Here is a 16,824-nt window from a genome sequence, read left to right as displayed (position 1 = left end):
ACGCCGCGGTCATCAGCTTTTAATCAATCATTTCTTTTATCTTTGCGGCCGTTGCCTGATCACGAAAATAGTATTGACTGCCTAGTGACGGCTCTGACAGCAGAATATTCAAAAACTGCTGAACATCAAACGACTTAGCCAGCGCCGATAAGATGATCTTAAGGTCTTTAATCTGACGACGCGCCCGCCGATTTGACTGCAGACTGGCAACCAGCTGCTGCGTATCGATCTGGTCAAGCTCAGTCAGTTCAATTACGTGCAGATAGTCCTGCAGAATCGACTGGTCAAAAACTTTCAGCTGGCGTTCAGCAGTTGCTTTAAGCCGTAATGCATCGATCAAATAGTCAACGGCCTCAAGAATCTTCTTTAAATTGAATCTTTCAAAATCGATCGTTTCAACCTCATGCTGTGCTGCCTTGGCCAGACTCATCGTTGACGCTGCCGGACCATCATCATCTACATGGGCACTGATTTTTTCGCGGAATTGATCAATAAGCTCGGGATCTGGCATCGGTAAGCCATCCCCAGCCAATTGCGGCCAGATTCGTTCGCCATCCTCGACTCTGACCAACCGCAATGTTGCACGATCATATTCAGCATGACCAAGCCAAAATGAATCATTGATTGCCAATTCTTTACCCACATCGATAGCAGAGTCGCGCCGGTCCCAGACCGAGGCGTGCTCATTGACCTTGACCACGAATTTTTTAAGCGTCCGACTGTAGTAGCAAGACGCATTGTTTTTGTCATCTACCATCAATGCAAAATGCTCTGCGGTTTTGGGATCACTTTCCTGCTGTTTGGGCGTACTTGTTTGCAAGGCCATTGGATCAGCAGCTGTCGGTGAAGCAACAGCGATTGTTTTATCAGCATTGGCTTCTGCTTGAGGTGCATCATCAGCTGGTACATCAGCACTGTCAGCTGCAGCAAGCGACAGTCGCGTTGCATCATCATGCGCGAGGTCATAAATCCAAAAGGCCTCGGCACGTTTCTTGGCAAACAGCGTAGGATAGCGTGACCTCAGTTTAGGATAATCCGCAGCCAGATCCGCAGCCGACTCCCAGGTAAACTGCCGCTCGCTTTTTTGGGTAAAATTTTGGCTGACTGACCAATACCAGCGAGTACGGCTAAGCGATCGATACAGCAACGCAAATGACATCTCAGTTCCCTCCTTAAGCTCTATTAAAACATATGTTCGCTATTTACATTTTAACAGGCGAACATACTTTTGGCAAACTTATTTTTGAACAGCCAATCAGCTTGATTTGAGAGCGCTGCGGACCAACCTGATTTAAAAACCAGTAATTCGTTAAAATACCTTAACATTTTCATTGGCAAGGTTTACAAAAATCTATAGTAGAATAGAAGGGTGTACTTTTTATTTTAAGGAGCAATTTCAATGAACTTCTCATTCGAAAAGCGTGATCATCGCATGCTGTATCTAAAATATACGGTAATGTTTGCCTTGATTGCGCTGTGCATGTTCGGCAGCTATGCTATCACCGGACATACGTTGATCTGGAATAAGGATGCCTTAAATCAGCACGTACCGCTGCTCGGCGAATATCGTAAAATCGTCCTGGGCTGGCTCCATCATCCAACACGGCCATTAAACTGGTGGTCTTGGAACATGGGGCTGGGCACCGATACTTTCCAGGTCTTTTCCTACTATACGATTGGTGATGTTTTCGCCTATCTGGCATTATTATTCCCAGCAGCTAAACTAACGCTGGCCTATCAAGTCATTACCGTTTTGCGGACGTATTTTGTCGGTTTGACGTTCTGCTGGTTTGCTGGCCATTTTTCTTTTCGCGACCACGTTATTCTAGGTGGTGCCGTAGTCTATATGGTGAACTCATACCTGTTGTATGCCAGCATCGCCCAGCCGTTTTTCATGACGACGTTTATTCTGTTTCCGATTCTAGTCGTCCAGCTTGAGCGAGTCTTGCAAAACGGCTCAGCCTGGCCGCTTACCTTGGCTTTTTTGTGGATGCTGATCAACAACTACTATCTAGCGTATGTTTTAGGAATTGGCACTTTTATCTATCTGGTACTCCGCGTGGCAACTCATTATCGAACCACGCTTAGCTACGGCAAAACCCTGGCTAAGCTGGCCTTTGCCGCAATCACCAGTATTCTAGTCGCGGCCTGCCTTTTGGTTCCAGAAATCATGGCCGTTATGAATTCCACTCGCGCCGGTTCTGAATTTGCCAATGGTCTTAAACACTATCCGCTCTACTACTACCTGTTTCTGCCCAAACAGCTGATCAATGGTGACCAGTGGACGTTTATGTTCTGGTCGGCATTAGGCTTGGTCAGCATTGCTTTTATCGCGATCGTTTATCTTTATACGCGAACCCGCGAATTTCCGCTTTTATCAATCAGTCTGGCACTGGCATTGGTTATGCTGCTGATTCCGGCAGTGGGGGCATTTTTCAATGGCATGATGGCGGCCTCCAATCGCTGGACGCTGCTGATCTATCTGCCGATTGCCATGACGGTCTGCCTGCTTTTGCAGAATGCGACCCGTCTTGACCGGCATACGCTTTGGATCTTAACCAGCGCAACCGGCATCTATCTGGTCGTCTTGGTGGCAACCTATATTTTCCAAAACGATACGACCATGTTTATGCCGATCATCTTTTTGATCATGTCGCTGTTAATGCTTTGGATCATTAACCTGCATGGCACGCCGCATCCTGATCGCTGGCTGGTTACGATTATTTTGGCCAACGCTGCCTGCAACGCGCTGTATGTCGGTACGCCTTATAACGGTAATTTTGCCAACAGTACATTGGTGCGCGGCCAGTATCAGTCGATTGCTCAAAATCGCTATGGCGGCTTGGAAAAAGGCTTAAACGACGGCTCGTTTTTCCGGGTCTCCACGATCTCCAACAATCAGATTACTTCCGGTGGGCTTTTGGATAATGATCTGACCTCAGGGATGCACAATATCGATTCATACTACTCTCTGCAAAACAAGTACCTGGGGCAGTTCAGCACCTCACTGCAAAACACTCAGTATCAAGCCAACGTCCCTTTGCGTCAGGTTGATGACCGAACCGTTTTGAATAATTTCTTTGGCGTCAAGTATCTGTTCGTGCAAAGCAACAGCGAGAACGCTAATAAGATTCCAGGCGGCTATTTCCTTGATGCCACTACGGAACCCAAAATCAACTATGACGTCGGGCAGCCTACTAACCCGACCGATCAGACGCAGCTGGTTCCAACCACGACTAATCGCTATCAGACGAATAATGCCTTTCCGCTGCTTTATTGGCAGGATTCATACATCAGTCAAAAGACCTACCAGAAGCTGTCGCCTACAGCCAAAGAACGTTCCCTGGCCAGTGGGGTTACGGTCAGCTCTAAAAACAACGGCGCCACTAACGGAATGAAGACTGCCAATTTGAAGGGCAACGTTATCAAACTTAAGTCGCAGCTGGTTTCAAATCGTTTGAACAAGATCAAGTCAACCGGTCTTAAATATACTGACAGTCTGGAAACCTATCAGCTGCAGCTGCCGCAGTTGACCAGCAAGGCATTCAAAAAACAGCTCAAAGACAGCGAACTGCACGTTGAGTTTGCCTCGATCAAGTATCAGCCGTTTTCAATGAAACAGCAGATTGCCTATGAGCAAAAGCATGAAGAGCAGCAGTCCACCAATCCAGGCGATATCGTCAATCATCGTTTTAACCAGTATAAATTCTGGCGCTACCATATTCTGAACGGTTCACCTGATATGAGTTTTGCCGTCAAGATTTCCAGTCGTTTAGGTTCCGAAACTATAGAACAGCCTAAGCAAAGCAAGCTTTCATTTTTCAAGCTGGTTAAAAACGGTACGATGAATATTGGCTACTTTGCTAAAGGAATGCCGACTTCTTTGACTCTCAAGCCTTCTAAGCTGGGGACCTATCAATGGCAGTATCAAGTAGTTGCCGAAAAACTGGGGACCAAATACAATCAAGAAGTTCGCCAGATTCAAAAACATGCGCTTAAAAACGTTAAATTCAAGCGCAATCAGCTTTCGGGAACGATTACGACTTCGCGGGTCGGTATTCTGACTTCTTCGATTCCTTATTCAACGGGCTGGACGGCAACCGTTGATGGCAAAAAAACCACTCTGTTGCGGACTAATCAGGCTTTTGTCGGTCTGCGCCTGCCTGCGGGAACTCATCGCGTTGTCCTGCACTACCACGTACCAGGTTTGGCTCTTGGCTGCAAAATCAGTCTGTTTGGTTTGATCTGGATGCTTTTGGCTGCAGTTGCCAGTTGGCTGATCAAACGTCACGGTGCCAACAAAGCTTCAGCATAACGGTAACAGTTCGATCAACAGGTCTAAAACTGCCAATAGCGCTATACCAGGCTTCAAAGCTTGATATAGCGCTATTTTGGTTATCAATTGGTTTCTGTTAAGCAGACTGTCTCTATATACTTGGGGAATACACCGGACCTTTTTATTTACTCCGCGTCATCGGATTTACCTTCCCAAACGCTGAATTGCGATACCTTGTCCTTGCCGTCAAATTGCAGGGTTGCGTGATACCACTTTTTGTACTTAGGCGAGTAGACATTAAACGTCTTATCGCTTGACGATGGATAAAAATCATCGTCTGACTGCTTGTCATTAGTAAACTTAAGATGTTTGTCGTTTAAGAGAGCCGAGAGCTCAATAACTGCTGAATGACCCGGCTTGTGGTTTGGCTCATACATATATTTGATTGCCGTTACTTTATGGCTGTCATCAATAAAATAGTGAATGTTAGGATCAACCTTATCGATGTAGTACAATCCGCCATTTTGCGACTTGACCTGTGATTTAACGATTTTGTGACCAATCAGGCAATAGTGATCGCTAGAATTTTGTTCCGTTTTAGCACTTGCTGATGTGTCGGCAAGATGTACGTCCAACTTATAGGCCCCAAAACAGACTAGTGCTGAAATGATAGTAAAAATAAGCACGTATCCACCGGTGCCATCTTCATACTGATGCTTATAAAGCGAACGTACTCCACCAAGTGCTAAGAAAAAGCTAATAACTACAATAACCAGCAAAAACAATTTCATTTTTTACACTCCCAATAGCAGCTTTTAACGTCAATCACGTTTTCCCAATAATTAAGCAACAACTATCAACCATTAGCCATTTCTTTTAGCTCGGTGATGCCAATCATTTTAGTCCCATATTTTTGGGCTTTTAGTTCTTTTCCACTATGAACGCCGTCAGTCAGTTTGTCACTAGTCTGCGTTCCATCAACAAGATAATTTGTATCCTTGGTCACTGTTGATTTAACTTTCCCGCCATGTGACATTATTATTTCTTTAACATCAGCACGACTGTAGCCAGAAAAATAACCGGATATAGCAAAATTCAGCCCAGCTAATGTTTGAACAATATCAGAATAGTCAGCTTCAACTTGTTCCAAAATATCATCACGTAAACGCTGATAGACAATTGCATTTGTTTTGCAGTCCTCTAAGGCATTGTGTGATTTGTTCTTAATTCCGTAGTAATGTTTTAGAATTTCCAAGCTATGATGAGATAGATTAGTTAGTTTCTTTCTGGCAAGCCTTAGAGTATCAATAGTACTTACTTCAGTTAAAGGCAACCCGTTGTTGATTAATTTTGGAATATCAAAGCCATTGATATTATGACCAATCCAAGGCAAATCACCAACAAAATCCACAAAATCACTGACAACTTCATCAAAGGTAGGCGCGTCTTGCAATAGCTGATCGGTTATTCCGGTAATTGCCGATACATCAGCAGGTACTGGTATACCAGGGTTTATGTACCTGTTGAACGTATCAACCAATTCGTCTTTCTTGTATTTGACAGAAGAAAGCTGAATTATTTTAGCGTCTCTTTGAAGGCCGGTTGTTTCAATATCGATAACGACGAAATCCTTAAGCTTTCTTCGGAGATGGTGTACCGTTGGCTTATCAGTTCGCCGTGCCATCTTAATAGGGTGCACATTGGTTTCAACGATTGCTTGCTTTGGTGTTTCCTTAGGTAATGTCGTTTCATCATTTACTGGTTTTACTGAGTTTTTGCCAATTGGTGTAGTTGCTTGACGGCTTTCATGTGCCTGAACCTTTTGGCTTACATGATTAGTTTGAACACTACTATCAGAGTTACGTTTAGGCACTTGCTTGTCTCTATTCCGTCTACGTGTCTGCAGTGGCGCTTGTTGTGACGATATAACATTCGTGTTTTTTTTATTCATGAAATACTTAACGGTTTCCAACAGCAAGTAACCTAGATATATTGGAACACCAATTACTATTCCTGCCAACATTACAGCTGCTAGGTTCTCGTTGATAAACATTGTTATGAAAAATATGACAATATATACAGCGAGAAATAAAATAGCATTTTTAAGCTTGTACAATATCCTATTCAATTTTCCTCACCAACAATTCCTATCAATACTCAGCTATGACTTTCTTAACAAGCTCCACATTCCATTTTAAGCCCTATTGTCATGATTGCGTTATACAAATCCATGTCGTTCATACACACCACCTATTCTTTAATGGCTAAATATGCTTTCCAAAGCTGTTTCGTCACTTACCATCGTGCTCCTGCCGTCAAAACTCATTGCGTTATTGATAGCCTCGTCTAAATCTACGTTGTCTGCGTTTTTCTACTAAGCAAATAGTCCGTTGAGATATGAAAATAATTTGCCATTTTATCAATGTTTTGTTGTTTTGATCGCTTCGATTAATTTCGAAATGAGAATATGCCGCAAAAGCCATAATAAAAGCGCCTATCCTATTCGACAGACGCTCAACATTTAACTTTTGACCATTGATCGATCAATGGTTTCCCATCAATTTTTACCCTCAAAATTTCATTAGGATCTATTGTATTAATCGTTTGGTCATATTTTGGATCGCGTTGATACAGTTCCCAAGCAACCTGATCATCGCCTTTATATACTGGTTCAAGGTTCCACGATTGGCCATTCAAATCAAACTCAATTTCATCGCATATTTCTAAACGCTCCTTGAATTTGTCTAAGTCCTTAGCATCAGCCATCATCAACCCTTCCTTCTATTTCGCCTTTATATACTGGCTCAACACCCCAATATTATCCTAAACCACTGACTACTCCTTGGGGAAGTGTGGAATGACGTTTGATGGCCTGGGTAATCGGTTTAACAATTGATATTTCATCTGTAGCAGAGTAAGGACGGTCACCAGTAACAGTATACTCATGCTTAGTTTTATCAAAACAAACATACATAGTACCTAAATCATAATCAATTTTATACAGCGACTCGTTATTATTCTCAACTAAATTGAAGTATTTCATTACCATCTTGCTCATTATAAATATACATCCTCATATGGGTTATCTGCTTTTTGGAAATAGTCAAGCGCTTCTCTTACCAATTGCTTCACATTATACCCATTAACCTCGATGTTATCGGTGCACTTTGCAGCCAAAAAATTTTCTGGGTCTACAACTTGGATTTTACCAATCTCATCGTTACTATTTCGCTCAAGCATAATTGTTGACTTCGTTTCTTTAGGCAATTCAATTTCATCTACATACATGGCATTGTGAATCCACTTAAAGCCGATATCAATTGCCGGTACATCATCATCTAAGTCATAAGTTGCTGGCCAAAAAACGATTTCCTTATCTCTCTCGTTCATAAAGCTTTTCCTCCAATCGCTTTTTCCTACCAACATATCTCATTACTGGTTTATACGCCGTAATTATCTCATCTCTAGTTATGACAATCAAGCTATCATTGTCATTCCCTTTCTCAATATACATTTTTGCAACGTTGCCACGCGCATCCGCTCCTTTATAAATGTAAGCTGGGTTCTTCAATGCGGAAACAAGCTTCGTAATGCCACGTTTATTGAATAAGGCATTACATATCCAGCAATTAAATAATAATAGCGATCACTTTTAATGTGCACAGTTTTGTCTATCTTGCCAGCTTTAATCAAATTCTTATCGTTTTTTCTGTTAAAAAGTTACAAATTCATAGGAAAGTCTAAGACCACCCCACATACATAGGGAATACAACCTATAAAATTCAATGCAAAATTGAAGCGTTGATCACGCCAAACTATTGTCACCTGGCCACAAACGAATTATTATTTAATTAATTACTATACTATTGGGAAAATTAACTATGAATCCTCGCAAACACAAAATTCTGTTACTCTATCAGCTATTTATCGCGCTGATCGCCTTAGTTTCAATTCTGCTGCTGTTGTTTGACTGCGCTCATGCCATTAATCTCAGCCAGTCGCCTTACGTTTGGATCGATCGCGGTATCTGGGCGATTCTGGTGGTTGACTACTTTGCACGTCTGGCAATTGCAAAAGACAAAATTCAATTTTTCAAGGAAAACATCTGGGATCTGCTCTCAATCATCCCGACCAACTCAATCTTCACGCTGTTCCGTTTTGCCCGTGTCGCCCGCGTCTTTCACATGCTGCGCGTCTTGCGGCTTTTGCGCTTGGTTGGTCTGACGGTCCGCTTAAAACGATTCTTTCACACGGATGGTCTGATCTACTACCTTTACCTCAGCTGTGGAATTCTCTTTATCGCGGCCGGCATGTACAGCATCTCAGAGGGCGTTTCGTTTTCAACGGCCTTTTGGTGGGCTTTGACGACTGTTTCAACCGTGGGCTATGGTGATGTCTCGCCGACTACGCTCTGGGGACGAATTGCCGCAGTTTTGCTGATGGTCGTTGGCGTCAGCATCATTGGACTTTTGACCAGCACGATCACCACTTATTTTGAACCAACCAATCCGCATGAGGTCACTAAAAAAGAAATCGCCAAGCTGCACGCTGAAAATAAGCAGCTGCATCAGGAACTGTTGGAAATCAAACAGATGCTAAAAGAACAACAGCACCATGACGCTAAATAAAAAAGTACCGTATCGAACATTTTATAGGCACTGTTTCCTTCCAAAAATATATGATAAATAAAATTCAGTAATAGGCTTGGCTGCAGAATTTTCCTGCAGTCAAGCCTTTTTATATGAGTCCATTTGATATATAACTGCTGCCTAACGTTGTTTTATCAAGCTTCTAAGACAAGTTTCCCTGGGCAGGCCTTGCTGTTATAAATCATTTCACTTCTTATGCCATCGTAAATATTTGACAGCTCGTTAAATCTATTCACTCTCCTGTTATAATCAGCATCGTTTCTTTAGTCGTGCCATTATACAGAATATCATGCATAAAACATATGACAAAAATCTCATTACCTACTTTTTTCAAAAATCCGATGCATAGTAGGTAAAAATTAGTGTATATCAAGTTAGGGATCCCTAACATTACCTATTATTTGATAAAAAGCGCGTAATAGTAGGTAATTCACTAAGTCGGTCTGATCCAATCAACTTGAAAATATGCATTTTTACCTACGATTTGGAAAAAAATCGCCCATAGTAGGTAAAGTTAAGCTGGTTGAATATTCATTTACCTACTTCCGGCCCGAAATCCGCGTCAAGTAGGTAATTTCTCTCCCCGAAGCTGGCCATGACTCAATTTCCTTCACAAAGCAGCGCTCGACACACCAGCATGATTTGGAACGAACCAATCAATCATGACAAGGCAGTATTGCACCGCACCACTAATGGCAAACGCGGGCCTTACAAATTCCAGCTGATGATAAGAACCTCACCGCCTTGATAAATTCGATCGTTTCGCTGCTGCCAATGATAATCAGTATTTTATCGACGTTAACCTCGCTGGATTATTGGTCTGCATTGGTTTTGCTGCTTTTAGTTAACGTAAATTAATGCTGTTGATATTGAGTGAAGCATTACCAAAATTATCGGGTGTAGAAATCCCGCAGCAACGGGTGAATCCTGCGCGAACGCTATAGGTAGCTGCACCCATTTCCTGCTTCACGAAAACTAGAAAACAGTTACTGTCGATGCTGTTTGGCCAAAACAAAAAGGCCGTCCATAAGTGAATGACTCACTAATCAGATGACCTTAAATAGTTAATGATTTTGTCAAGCTCGCAGCTTAATGACATTGCATTGATCGAGCAGGACATTTTTGACATTATTAACTGACTACCAGTTAAGTTAATTATACGACATATTACGTTGATTAAAAACCCATCATAAATTTATTAAACATAATTTAATAAAGCGTGTATTAAATTATCGTTTCAAATAACGGACATATTCTTCAGCCGCTGCATCCCGATCTGAATTGATCAAAGGCGAAAACAGCAGACCAAGTCCAACGTAAAGCATGATGCAGGCCCAGACGATTGGCTCCCAACTCTTGATCGGCCAGCTGCCAAAACAAATGCCGACTACAAAAGCAGCCACGATCAGCAGTACGGCAACAGCCAAAGCAGCATTACGCATCCGTTGCCAGTATTTGCCGTAAGGGTAGACAAACTGCGAGATCCAGATTTCAAGTTCCTGACCAGTGGCCCCGCCTCGCCAGATTCGCAGCATTTTTTCATGAGTCTCATCCCAGATAAACGTATCAACCCGTTCATAGCTAACAGCAGCCGGTTTGCCGTCAGGACGCTGCTCGTGACCATTTTGACGCGTCGTCAGCTCAAAAATCGTTCGCTGGCCTTCCAGCTTGACTTCACGACAGCGCACCAGATCCAATTGCATATCTAATTCGCGCCGACTTTCATACACACGCTGCTCGCATTCCCGCAAAAAGGCTTTGGATTCCAATGGCGTCATGTACTGATCCATGATTCCCTTAGCTGCATCGCGGTTATTATTGGCCAGATGCTCGCTGGCAGCTTCAAGCGTTTTGTGAAATCCGTTAAAGATACGCAAGCCGCGCAGTGCCTCAGGCGAATCCAGCGGGAGAATCTGCCAAGAGATCGGATGCCGCTGCGACAGCACGTCTAGTCGGTGACGCCGCATCCGTCGACAAAAATCACCCCATAAAAAGCCGACCGCCAGCATTAAAAACAATCCCAATACCAAAAGGCAAAAAAGCCCCCAGCCGTCAGACATCATTAATAAACTTGTCATAGTCTCACCTTCCGCATGGTTTGATTTAATTATAGTTGATTATTAGATTTGCTGGCTAGAGAAATTAGGCAAAACATTCAAGATCTAAGTCATCAGTGCGCAACCGTTAAAATCATTAAACTTAACAAACGTCTTTTTATCAATCAACAATTCACTATTCATAATTCACTGTTCACAATTCATTATTTATAATTCACTATTTACATTGCTAAAGGTTGCTGAGGAATAGATGAAATGTCTTAATATCAATGTTTTCCACTATTATTATGCCTATTGTTAACTATTTATTTTTTACAATTCACTATTCACAATTCATCATTTACGTTGTATTGGTTTATTTCAAAAGAAAACAGCGCATCCGAGTTCAAAACTGAACATCGGATGCGCCGTTATTGATTCAACAGTATCAGGCAGCTGCTGATTCTCTCTTTACCAATCATCTAATCACGATTTTAGCCAATTCGTCCTAAAACCGGCTATCATTCTCTGACTAACTATGCTGGTTTAATTCTACTGATTCTCGCCTTATTTTCAAGTATTTAGCCTTGGCATAAAAATAAGTTCCTCATTTTGAAAATTCGAAAGCCTGTCGTTTAACCACACGAAAGGAAAAATCATTTAATTTGAAAGCGATTTCTTGACAAAAGTAAGCGATATGATATGCTAATAACATAGTTTGTTAAAGGGAGGCCGCTAATATGGTCGAAGATGAATACACTTTGGTTTTAGTAAAACCGGATGGCGTAAAGACGCGTCACATCGGCGATATTATTACTCGCATCGAACGCAAGGGATATCGGATTGAAGCGCTGAAGATGATCAACGCTACTGAAGATGAACTTGAGCGCCACTATTACGATAAGACTGACAAACCGTTCTGGCCGGAAATTCTTACTTACATGATGGAAGGGCCAATCGTCGGCATGGTCGTTTCTGGAACCAATGTCGTTGAAGCCATTCACAACATGGCCGGGGCTACCAATCCTGGTCAAGCTGAATGGGGGACGATTCGTGGTGACTTTGGTCGTGAATGGCCAGATGGCGTTTTGCGAAACGTTATTCACACTTCTGACACCGTTGATGGCGCAGCGCGTGAGATTAAGATCTGGTTTCCCGAATTTAAATTCTAATTGATTTCAATCCCGACTTGATACTTAGAGTCGGGATTTTTGATTGCAATAAAGGCGCCTCAAGACCCTTGAATCAGTCTTAAGACGCCTTTTCTCTTGTGCCAATCAATCGTTTATTTTGTTGAATGCTTGCGGCTGTTGCGCATCCCCTGCCAGCCACGCTTTAGTTTCTGCGTAAACGTCAACGCTCTGACCATATGCTGAGGATCAACGTGTTTGCGGACAGCGCGCAAAGTTGCCTTGGTATTCTTGGCAGCAAAGATGAACTCACCGTTATGCCGGGTTCGAATCTTAAAGCGAGGAATCCAATGCCCGCCAAATACCAATGAGGCAATTACCAGGTCAATCTCATCCCAGGGAATCTGGATAAAATTGCGGACGTCACGGTCATCATAAAATTCAAAGCCGCGATCGCCAATCATAATCTTGCCATATGATACGGGCCCCATAAAAGATGTGCCGTCCGTTACGTATTCGACTTTGGCATTGATTGATTCAACCATTTCACTCACCTTACAGCAGGCCGCAGACGTGACCCAAGATCCCTAAGACAAACAAGCCAATGATAATAACGATTGGCGAGACCCGCTTTTTAAGCAGCCACATGCAAAGGAACGTCAGCAGCAGTCCAGCCAGCCCAGGAATCAGCTGGTCCAGATTATCCTGCAGCGTCGTAACCTTGTAGCTGGTCAATGACAGGCCCTTGCCCATGTTCCATTCAGTCAATACTTTTTGTACCGAATGAATATTGTTTGGCAGCTTGCTCCAGTCAATGTAGGCGCCTTTTTGCAGCGGCGTCTTGGAAACGACTGGCGTAAACTTGATCGTAACCCAGCGCTCAATCAAGGTCCCTAAGATAAACATCCCCATCATGGCCGCGCCACGCGTTACCTTTTGCAAAAGACCGCCAGAAACGTCATCCGTGATCTTAGAGCCGGCATGGTAGCCAAATTCCTGCGTGTACCACATAAAGGCAATCCGCATTGCGTTCCAAATCAAGAAGAACAGGATTGGTCCAACGATATTGCCAGAAATTGCCATTGAGGCCCCCAGACCAGCAATAATTGGCCGTGCCGTGTACCAAAAGACTGGGTCCCCGACACCTGCCAATGGTCCCATCATGCCGACCTTGACCCCTGAAATAGCAACGTCATCAACAGCAGCCCCGTTAGCCTTGTCTTCTTCCAACGCCAGGGTAACCCCAATGATTGGCGAGGCCAGATAAGGGTGCGTGTTGAAGAATTCCAGATGGCGCTTCAAAGCTGCTGCCTGATCGTCCTTGTTCTTGTAAAGCTTTTTAATGGCGGGAATCATTGCGTAGGCATAACCGCCATTTTGCATTCGTTCATAGTTCCATGATCCCTGGATGAACGTTGAGCGCCAGCAGACGTCCCAGCGATCACGCTTGGATAGTTTAATTTTGTTTTCCGTCTTATCTGCCATAATCAGTCGCTCCCTTGATTTTAATAGTCATCTAAAATGTCGCCCAATGGATCGCCGGTATCGCTGCCCGAGCCGCCATTGCTGCCAGAACCGCCCTTGGATTCCAAAGACAGGTACATCAGCGTTAATGCCAGACCAATCGCCCCAATTGCGATCAAGGTAAGTTCTGAAACGGCAGCCAAGGCAAAACCAATCATAAAGAACGGCCATACTTCTCGACTGGCAATCATGTTGATAACCATTGCATAACCAACGGCAACCACCATTCCACCACCAATCGTCATCCCATCAGTCAGCCAGGCCGGCATGGATCCCAGAAAGGCGCGGACGGCACTGGCAGGAACGAACAGCATGGCTGCTGCTGGAATCGCAATCCGCAGCCCTTGGAGACTGACGGCCAGCATCTGCCACAGATCAACACCGCGGAAGTTTGCTTTAGCGGCTTCTTTGTCCATGATATGAATAATTGCAACGGAAATCGTCCGAACGATCATCGTTAAGAATAAGCCAGCTACCGCCAAAGGAATGGCAACTGCAATCGCCGTTCCGATCTGTTTGATCTCACCGCCACTTTGAATAAAAATAATCGTTGAGGCCACGGCTGCCAAGGCTGCATCCGGTGCCACCGCAGCGCCGATGTTGGCCCAGCCCAGGGCAATCATCTGCAAAGAGCCGCCCAGCATGACGCAGGGAACCAAATGGCCAGTTACTAAACCAATTAATGTGCAGGCAATCAGTGGCTGATGGAATTGAAATTCATCCAAAACACCTTCCATACCAGCCAAAAATGCCACAATCACAACTAAAATCATTGAAATCGCAGACATAATCAAAACCCCTTATTTCTTTTGTTCATCGATCAGCTTTTGAGCCTTGTCCAGCAAAGCATCCATGTCTTCTGCATTGCTGGAGGGAACCTTTTTGACAATGAACTTAATTCCCAGCTGTTTGAGCTTTCTGAAGGTATCAACGTCTTCTTGGTTCATGGCCAAGACCTGGTTCACGTTGACCTTCCCTTCTGAATAGGCCATTGAGCCGATATTAAGCTCTTTGATGCCGACTCCGCCTTCAATAGCACGCAAGGCATCCTCTGGCGTTTCAAACAGCAGCATGGCCCGCGTATCGCCAAACCGCGGATCCTTATCAACCTTGATCATTTTGGCAATGGGCACCGTATTGGCATGAACGCCGGTTGGAGCTGCCTGTTTGATCATATTCTTGCGCAGCTTGTCTTTGGCGACATTGTCAGAAACGACGATAATACGATTTGGATTGGTTGCCTTGGTCCAGCCGGTTGCCACCTGACCATGCAAAAGTCGCGAATCAACCCGTGCCAGAACGTATTTGATCTTACCATCGCCGATAACGGTGCCTTCTGGAATAGCTCCCTTGACGGCTGGCTTGGCACTGGCTGGTGCAGCTGGTGCCTTAGCCTTTGGCATCAGTTCTTCTGGCAAGGTCTTGATGCCATCCTTCGCCGTTTCAACGATATGTGTAGCAATTTCTCGGGCTGAGTTCATGGTCATTCGCGAGGCCAATGCTTCAATCACCATCGGCAGGTTCATTCCCGTTACGATTGCCCAGGTATCCTGATGCTTTTCAAACAGACTCGAGGCTTGATTAAATGGCGTGCCACCCCACAAGTCAACTAAAAATAAAACCTGCTCTTGATCTGAAAAGTCCTTAATGGCATTTTCAAGCTTGGCATGAATATCATCCGGTCCCTCATCCGGCTTCAAAATTACATGCGCCACATCCTGCTGCTGACCAAAGATCATTTCCGCCGATTGATTGATCCCGTCAGCAAAGCCACCATGACTTGTTAATACAATTCCTACCATATGAATCCCTCTATCACTATCAAATTATTCCAAATTGATCTACAGCTTTGACCACAGTTTATAAAAACATCTGGTCATGAAGTAAATATTCATCACTTCCCTTTTAAAAATCCCACTTACCAATATTATGTAAGCGCGTTCTTATATAAATTACCACCTCTTATTCAATTTGACAATGTACCATTAAACGTTCAATTGTATTTAAGATTCTCTAAAGCCATGCAAAATAAGCGCTGATGAGCCCTATCATGTCGATCAAAAAAATTTTTTCTGCAAGCGCTTGTCATGAATTGAAGCAACCGCTTGCAACTAATCCAGAACCAGATTTGAAATTTTTATTCACAAAATTATGCAAAAAAAGACCATGTCCAATTTACTTGAACATGGTCTTTTTACAGAGGCGGTATGTGGGATTCGAACCCACGCATGTCGGACCCACAAACCGATGTGTTAACCAAACTTCACCAATACCGCCATAAGTGGAGGAGGGTGGATTCGAACCGCCGAACCCGAAGGAACGGTTTTACAGACCGTCGCGTTTAACCACTTCGCTACTCCTCCATAATAAATGGCGCGGGACGGAATCGAACCGCCGACACACGGAGCTTCAATCCGTTGCTCTACCAACTGAGCTACCGAGCCATTTACGGTCCGTACGAGACTCGAACTCGTGATCTCATCCGTGACAGGGATGCGTCCTAACCAAAACTAGACCAACGGACCAAGAATAATCGCGGCAGGGGGGATCGAACCCTCGACCTCCCGGGTATGAACCGGACGCTCTAGCCAGCTGAGCTACACCGCGATAATTCTAAATCGGGAAAACAGGATTCGAACCTGCGACCCCCTGGTCCCAAACCAGGTGCTCTACCAAGCTGAGCTATTTCCCGAAAAATGCACCCAGAAGGAGTCGAACCTTCAACCTTCTGATTCGTAGTCAGACACTCTATCCAATTGCGCTATGGGTGCAGAATCATTATTGGGCTAGCTGGGTTCGAACCAGCGCATGACGGTACCAAAAACCGTTGCCTTACCACTTGGCTATAGCCCAATATTTATCAAATGGAGGATACAGGGCTCGAACCTGTGACCCTCTGCTTGTAAGGCAGATGCTCTCCCAACTGAGCTAATCCTCCAATAATGACCCATGCGGGATTCGAACCCACGATACCAGCGTGAAAGGCTGGTGTCTTAACCGCTTGACTAATGGGTCATATCAGCATGGCAATGCCCTATCCTCGCAGGGAGCGATCCCCCAACTACTTTCGGCGCGTTGAAGCTTAACTTCTGTGTTCGGCATGGGAACAGGTGTATCCTTCAAGCCATCATCACCACACTAATCCTTTTCAGGATTGAGAGCTTGCACTCTCAAAACTAAACAATATCTATTCTTCTCACGTTCAATCG

Annotated in this window: 14 protein-coding genes, 10 tRNA genes and 1 rRNA gene; 3 read left to right on the top strand and 22 right to left on the bottom strand. The window is 44.1% G+C overall.

The genetic code is table 11. The features are described from left to right. Positions 1-19: 19 nt before the first annotated feature. Positions 20-1,159, bottom strand: a complete 1,140-nt coding sequence (locus ABC765_RS05565; protein WP_347980899.1) for a hypothetical protein — start codon at positions 1,157-1,159, stop codon at positions 20-22. Positions 1,160-1,399: 240 nt separating this feature from the next. On the opposite strand from ABC765_RS05565, the gene ABC765_RS05560 reads away from it, so the two are divergent. Then, positions 1,400-4,315: a YfhO family protein gene (locus tag ABC765_RS05560; protein ID WP_347980898.1), complete on the top strand. Its 2,916-nt coding sequence runs from the start codon at positions 1,400-1,402 to the stop codon at positions 4,313-4,315. A 146-nt stretch (positions 4,316-4,461) separates the two neighbouring features. Here the strand turns inward: ABC765_RS05560 and ABC765_RS05555 are convergent, their stop codons facing one another. The 5 genes from ABC765_RS05555 to ABC765_RS05535 form a co-directional block, all read right to left on the bottom strand. Then, complete coding sequence (locus tag ABC765_RS05555; protein WP_347980897.1) at positions 4,462-5,067, bottom strand: hypothetical protein; 606 nt, start codon at positions 5,065-5,067, stop codon at positions 4,462-4,464. Between the two features lie 65 nt (positions 5,068-5,132). Beyond that, positions 5,133-6,392: an exonuclease domain-containing protein gene (locus tag ABC765_RS05550; RefSeq protein ID WP_347980896.1), complete on the bottom strand. Its 1,260-nt coding sequence runs from the start codon at positions 6,390-6,392 to the stop codon at positions 5,133-5,135. 398 nt (positions 6,393-6,790) lie between these two features. After that, a complete protein-coding gene (locus tag ABC765_RS05545; RefSeq protein ID WP_270642173.1) occupies positions 6,791-7,042 on the bottom strand; it encodes a hypothetical protein in 252 nt (83 codons plus the stop codon). A gap of 52 nt (positions 7,043-7,094) precedes the next feature. Continuing rightward, on the bottom strand, positions 7,095-7,334 hold the full coding sequence (locus ABC765_RS05540) for a hypothetical protein (protein ID WP_347980895.1): 240 nt from the start codon (positions 7,332-7,334) through the stop codon (positions 7,095-7,097). Continuing rightward, positions 7,334-7,666 carry a hypothetical protein gene (locus tag ABC765_RS05535; RefSeq protein WP_347980894.1) on the bottom strand — a complete coding sequence of 111 codons (333 nt, stop codon included), beginning with the start codon at positions 7,664-7,666 and terminating at the stop codon, positions 7,334-7,336. Before ABC765_RS05535 ends, ABC765_RS05540 begins: the two co-directional genes overlap by 1 nt. Positions 7,667-8,157: 491 nt before the next feature. Here ABC765_RS05535 and ABC765_RS05530 point away from each other — a divergent pair, with 491 nt between their 5' ends. Next, on the top strand, positions 8,158-8,904 hold the full coding sequence (locus tag ABC765_RS05530; protein WP_347980893.1) for an ion channel: 747 nt from the start codon (positions 8,158-8,160) through the stop codon (positions 8,902-8,904). A 1,250-nt stretch (positions 8,905-10,154) separates the two neighbouring features. Here ABC765_RS05530 and ABC765_RS05525 read toward each other — a convergent pair. After that, the gene (locus tag ABC765_RS05525; protein ID WP_270359853.1) at positions 10,155-11,003 is read right to left on the bottom strand and encodes a hypothetical protein; all 849 of its coding nucleotides are present in this window, start codon (positions 11,001-11,003) and stop codon (positions 10,155-10,157) included. 698 nt (positions 11,004-11,701) lie between these two features. Between ABC765_RS05525 and ndk the strand changes: the two genes are divergently transcribed. Further along, positions 11,702-12,133, top strand: a complete 432-nt coding sequence (ndk, locus tag ABC765_RS05520) for a nucleoside-diphosphate kinase (RefSeq protein ID WP_347953194.1) — start codon at positions 11,702-11,704, stop codon at positions 12,131-12,133. Between the two features lie 113 nt (positions 12,134-12,246). On the opposite strand, the gene ABC765_RS05515 is transcribed toward ndk, so the two are convergent. The 15 genes from ABC765_RS05515 to rrf all read right to left on the bottom strand — a co-directional run bounded on the left by ABC765_RS05515 (position 12,247) and on the right by rrf (position 16,753). Next, complete coding sequence (locus tag ABC765_RS05515; RefSeq protein WP_056968389.1) at positions 12,247-12,636, bottom strand: DUF956 family protein; 390 nt, start codon at positions 12,634-12,636, stop codon at positions 12,247-12,249. A 10-nt stretch (positions 12,637-12,646) separates the two neighbouring features. Next, a complete protein-coding gene (locus ABC765_RS05510; protein ID WP_056968390.1) occupies positions 12,647-13,576 on the bottom strand; it encodes a PTS system mannose/fructose/sorbose family transporter subunit IID in 930 nt (309 codons plus the stop codon). Between the two features lie 20 nt (positions 13,577-13,596). After that, the gene (locus tag ABC765_RS05505) at positions 13,597-14,403 is read right to left on the bottom strand and encodes a PTS mannose/fructose/sorbose transporter subunit IIC (RefSeq protein ID WP_006499664.1); all 807 of its coding nucleotides are present in this window, start codon (positions 14,401-14,403) and stop codon (positions 13,597-13,599) included. A 12-nt stretch (positions 14,404-14,415) separates the two neighbouring features. After that, positions 14,416-15,417, bottom strand: a complete 1,002-nt coding sequence (locus ABC765_RS05500) for a PTS sugar transporter subunit IIB (RefSeq protein WP_347953193.1) — start codon at positions 15,415-15,417, stop codon at positions 14,416-14,418. 399 nt (positions 15,418-15,816) lie between these two features. Beyond that, positions 15,817-15,891 (bottom strand) — tRNA-His (locus tag ABC765_RS05495). Positions 15,892-15,897: 6 nt separating this feature from the next. Continuing rightward, positions 15,898-15,978 (bottom strand) — tRNA-Tyr (locus ABC765_RS05490). Between the two features lie 8 nt (positions 15,979-15,986). After that, positions 15,987-16,059: transfer RNA gene (locus ABC765_RS05485), tRNA-Phe, on the bottom strand. Between the two features lie 5 nt (positions 16,060-16,064). Beyond that, a tRNA-Asp gene (locus tag ABC765_RS05480) sits at positions 16,065-16,140 on the bottom strand. Between the two features lie 8 nt (positions 16,141-16,148). After that, positions 16,149-16,222: transfer RNA gene (locus ABC765_RS05475), tRNA-Met, on the bottom strand. An 11-nt stretch (positions 16,223-16,233) separates the two neighbouring features. Continuing rightward, a tRNA-Pro gene (locus ABC765_RS05470) sits at positions 16,234-16,307 on the bottom strand. 5 nt (positions 16,308-16,312) lie between these two features. Then, positions 16,313-16,386: transfer RNA gene (locus ABC765_RS05465), tRNA-Arg, on the bottom strand. A 10-nt stretch (positions 16,387-16,396) separates the two neighbouring features. After that, positions 16,397-16,468, bottom strand: a tRNA-Gln gene (locus tag ABC765_RS05460). 12 nt (positions 16,469-16,480) lie between these two features. Further along, positions 16,481-16,553 (bottom strand) — tRNA-Val (locus tag ABC765_RS05455). A 5-nt stretch (positions 16,554-16,558) separates the two neighbouring features. Next, positions 16,559-16,630, bottom strand: a tRNA-Glu gene (locus ABC765_RS05450). Between the two features lie 6 nt (positions 16,631-16,636). After that, positions 16,637-16,753: ribosomal RNA gene (rrf, locus tag ABC765_RS05445) — 5S ribosomal RNA — on the bottom strand. Between the last annotated feature and the right edge of the window lie 71 nt (positions 16,754-16,824).

The sequence above is a fragment of the Limosilactobacillus sp. WILCCON 0051 genome, assembly GCF_039955095.1.
Taxonomy (GTDB): Bacteria; Bacillota; Bacilli; order Lactobacillales; family Lactobacillaceae; genus Limosilactobacillus; species Limosilactobacillus allomucosae.
The sequence above is the reverse complement of the archived record's forward strand: the minus strand, read 5'-3'. Positions and strand labels throughout refer to the sequence as shown.

Coding starts and splice junctions, on each gene's coding strand:
- ABC765_RS05565 (WP_347980899.1), bottom strand. CDS start 1,159: ATGTCATTTGCGTTGCTGTATCGATCGCTTAGCCGTACTCGCTGGTAT.
- ABC765_RS05560 (WP_347980898.1), top strand. CDS start 1,400: ATGAACTTCTCATTCGAAAAGCGTGATCATCGCATGCTGTATCTAAAA.
- ABC765_RS05555 (WP_347980897.1), bottom strand. CDS start 5,067: ATGAAATTGTTTTTGCTGGTTATTGTAGTTATTAGCTTTTTCTTAGCA.
- ABC765_RS05545 (WP_270642173.1), bottom strand. CDS start 7,042: ATGGCTGATGCTAAGGACTTAGACAAATTCAAGGAGCGTTTAGAAATA.
- ABC765_RS05540 (WP_347980895.1), bottom strand. CDS start 7,334: ATGAGCAAGATGGTAATGAAATACTTCAATTTAGTTGAGAATAATAAC.
- ABC765_RS05535 (WP_347980894.1), bottom strand. CDS start 7,666: ATGAACGAGAGAGATAAGGAAATCGTTTTTTGGCCAGCAACTTATGAC.
- ABC765_RS05530 (WP_347980893.1), top strand. CDS start 8,158: ATGAATCCTCGCAAACACAAAATTCTGTTACTCTATCAGCTATTTATC.
- ABC765_RS05525 (WP_270359853.1), bottom strand. CDS start 11,003: ATGACAAGTTTATTAATGATGTCTGACGGCTGGGGGCTTTTTTGCCTT.
- ndk (WP_347953194.1), top strand. CDS start 11,702: ATGGTCGAAGATGAATACACTTTGGTTTTAGTAAAACCGGATGGCGTA.
- ABC765_RS05515 (WP_056968389.1), bottom strand. CDS start 12,636: ATGGTTGAATCAATCAATGCCAAAGTCGAATACGTAACGGACGGCACA.
- ABC765_RS05510 (WP_056968390.1), bottom strand. CDS start 13,576: ATGGCAGATAAGACGGAAAACAAAATTAAACTATCCAAGCGTGATCGC.
- ABC765_RS05505 (WP_006499664.1), bottom strand. CDS start 14,403: ATGTCTGCGATTTCAATGATTTTAGTTGTGATTGTGGCATTTTTGGCT.
- ABC765_RS05500 (WP_347953193.1), bottom strand. CDS start 15,417: ATGGTAGGAATTGTATTAACAAGTCATGGTGGCTTTGCTGACGGGATC.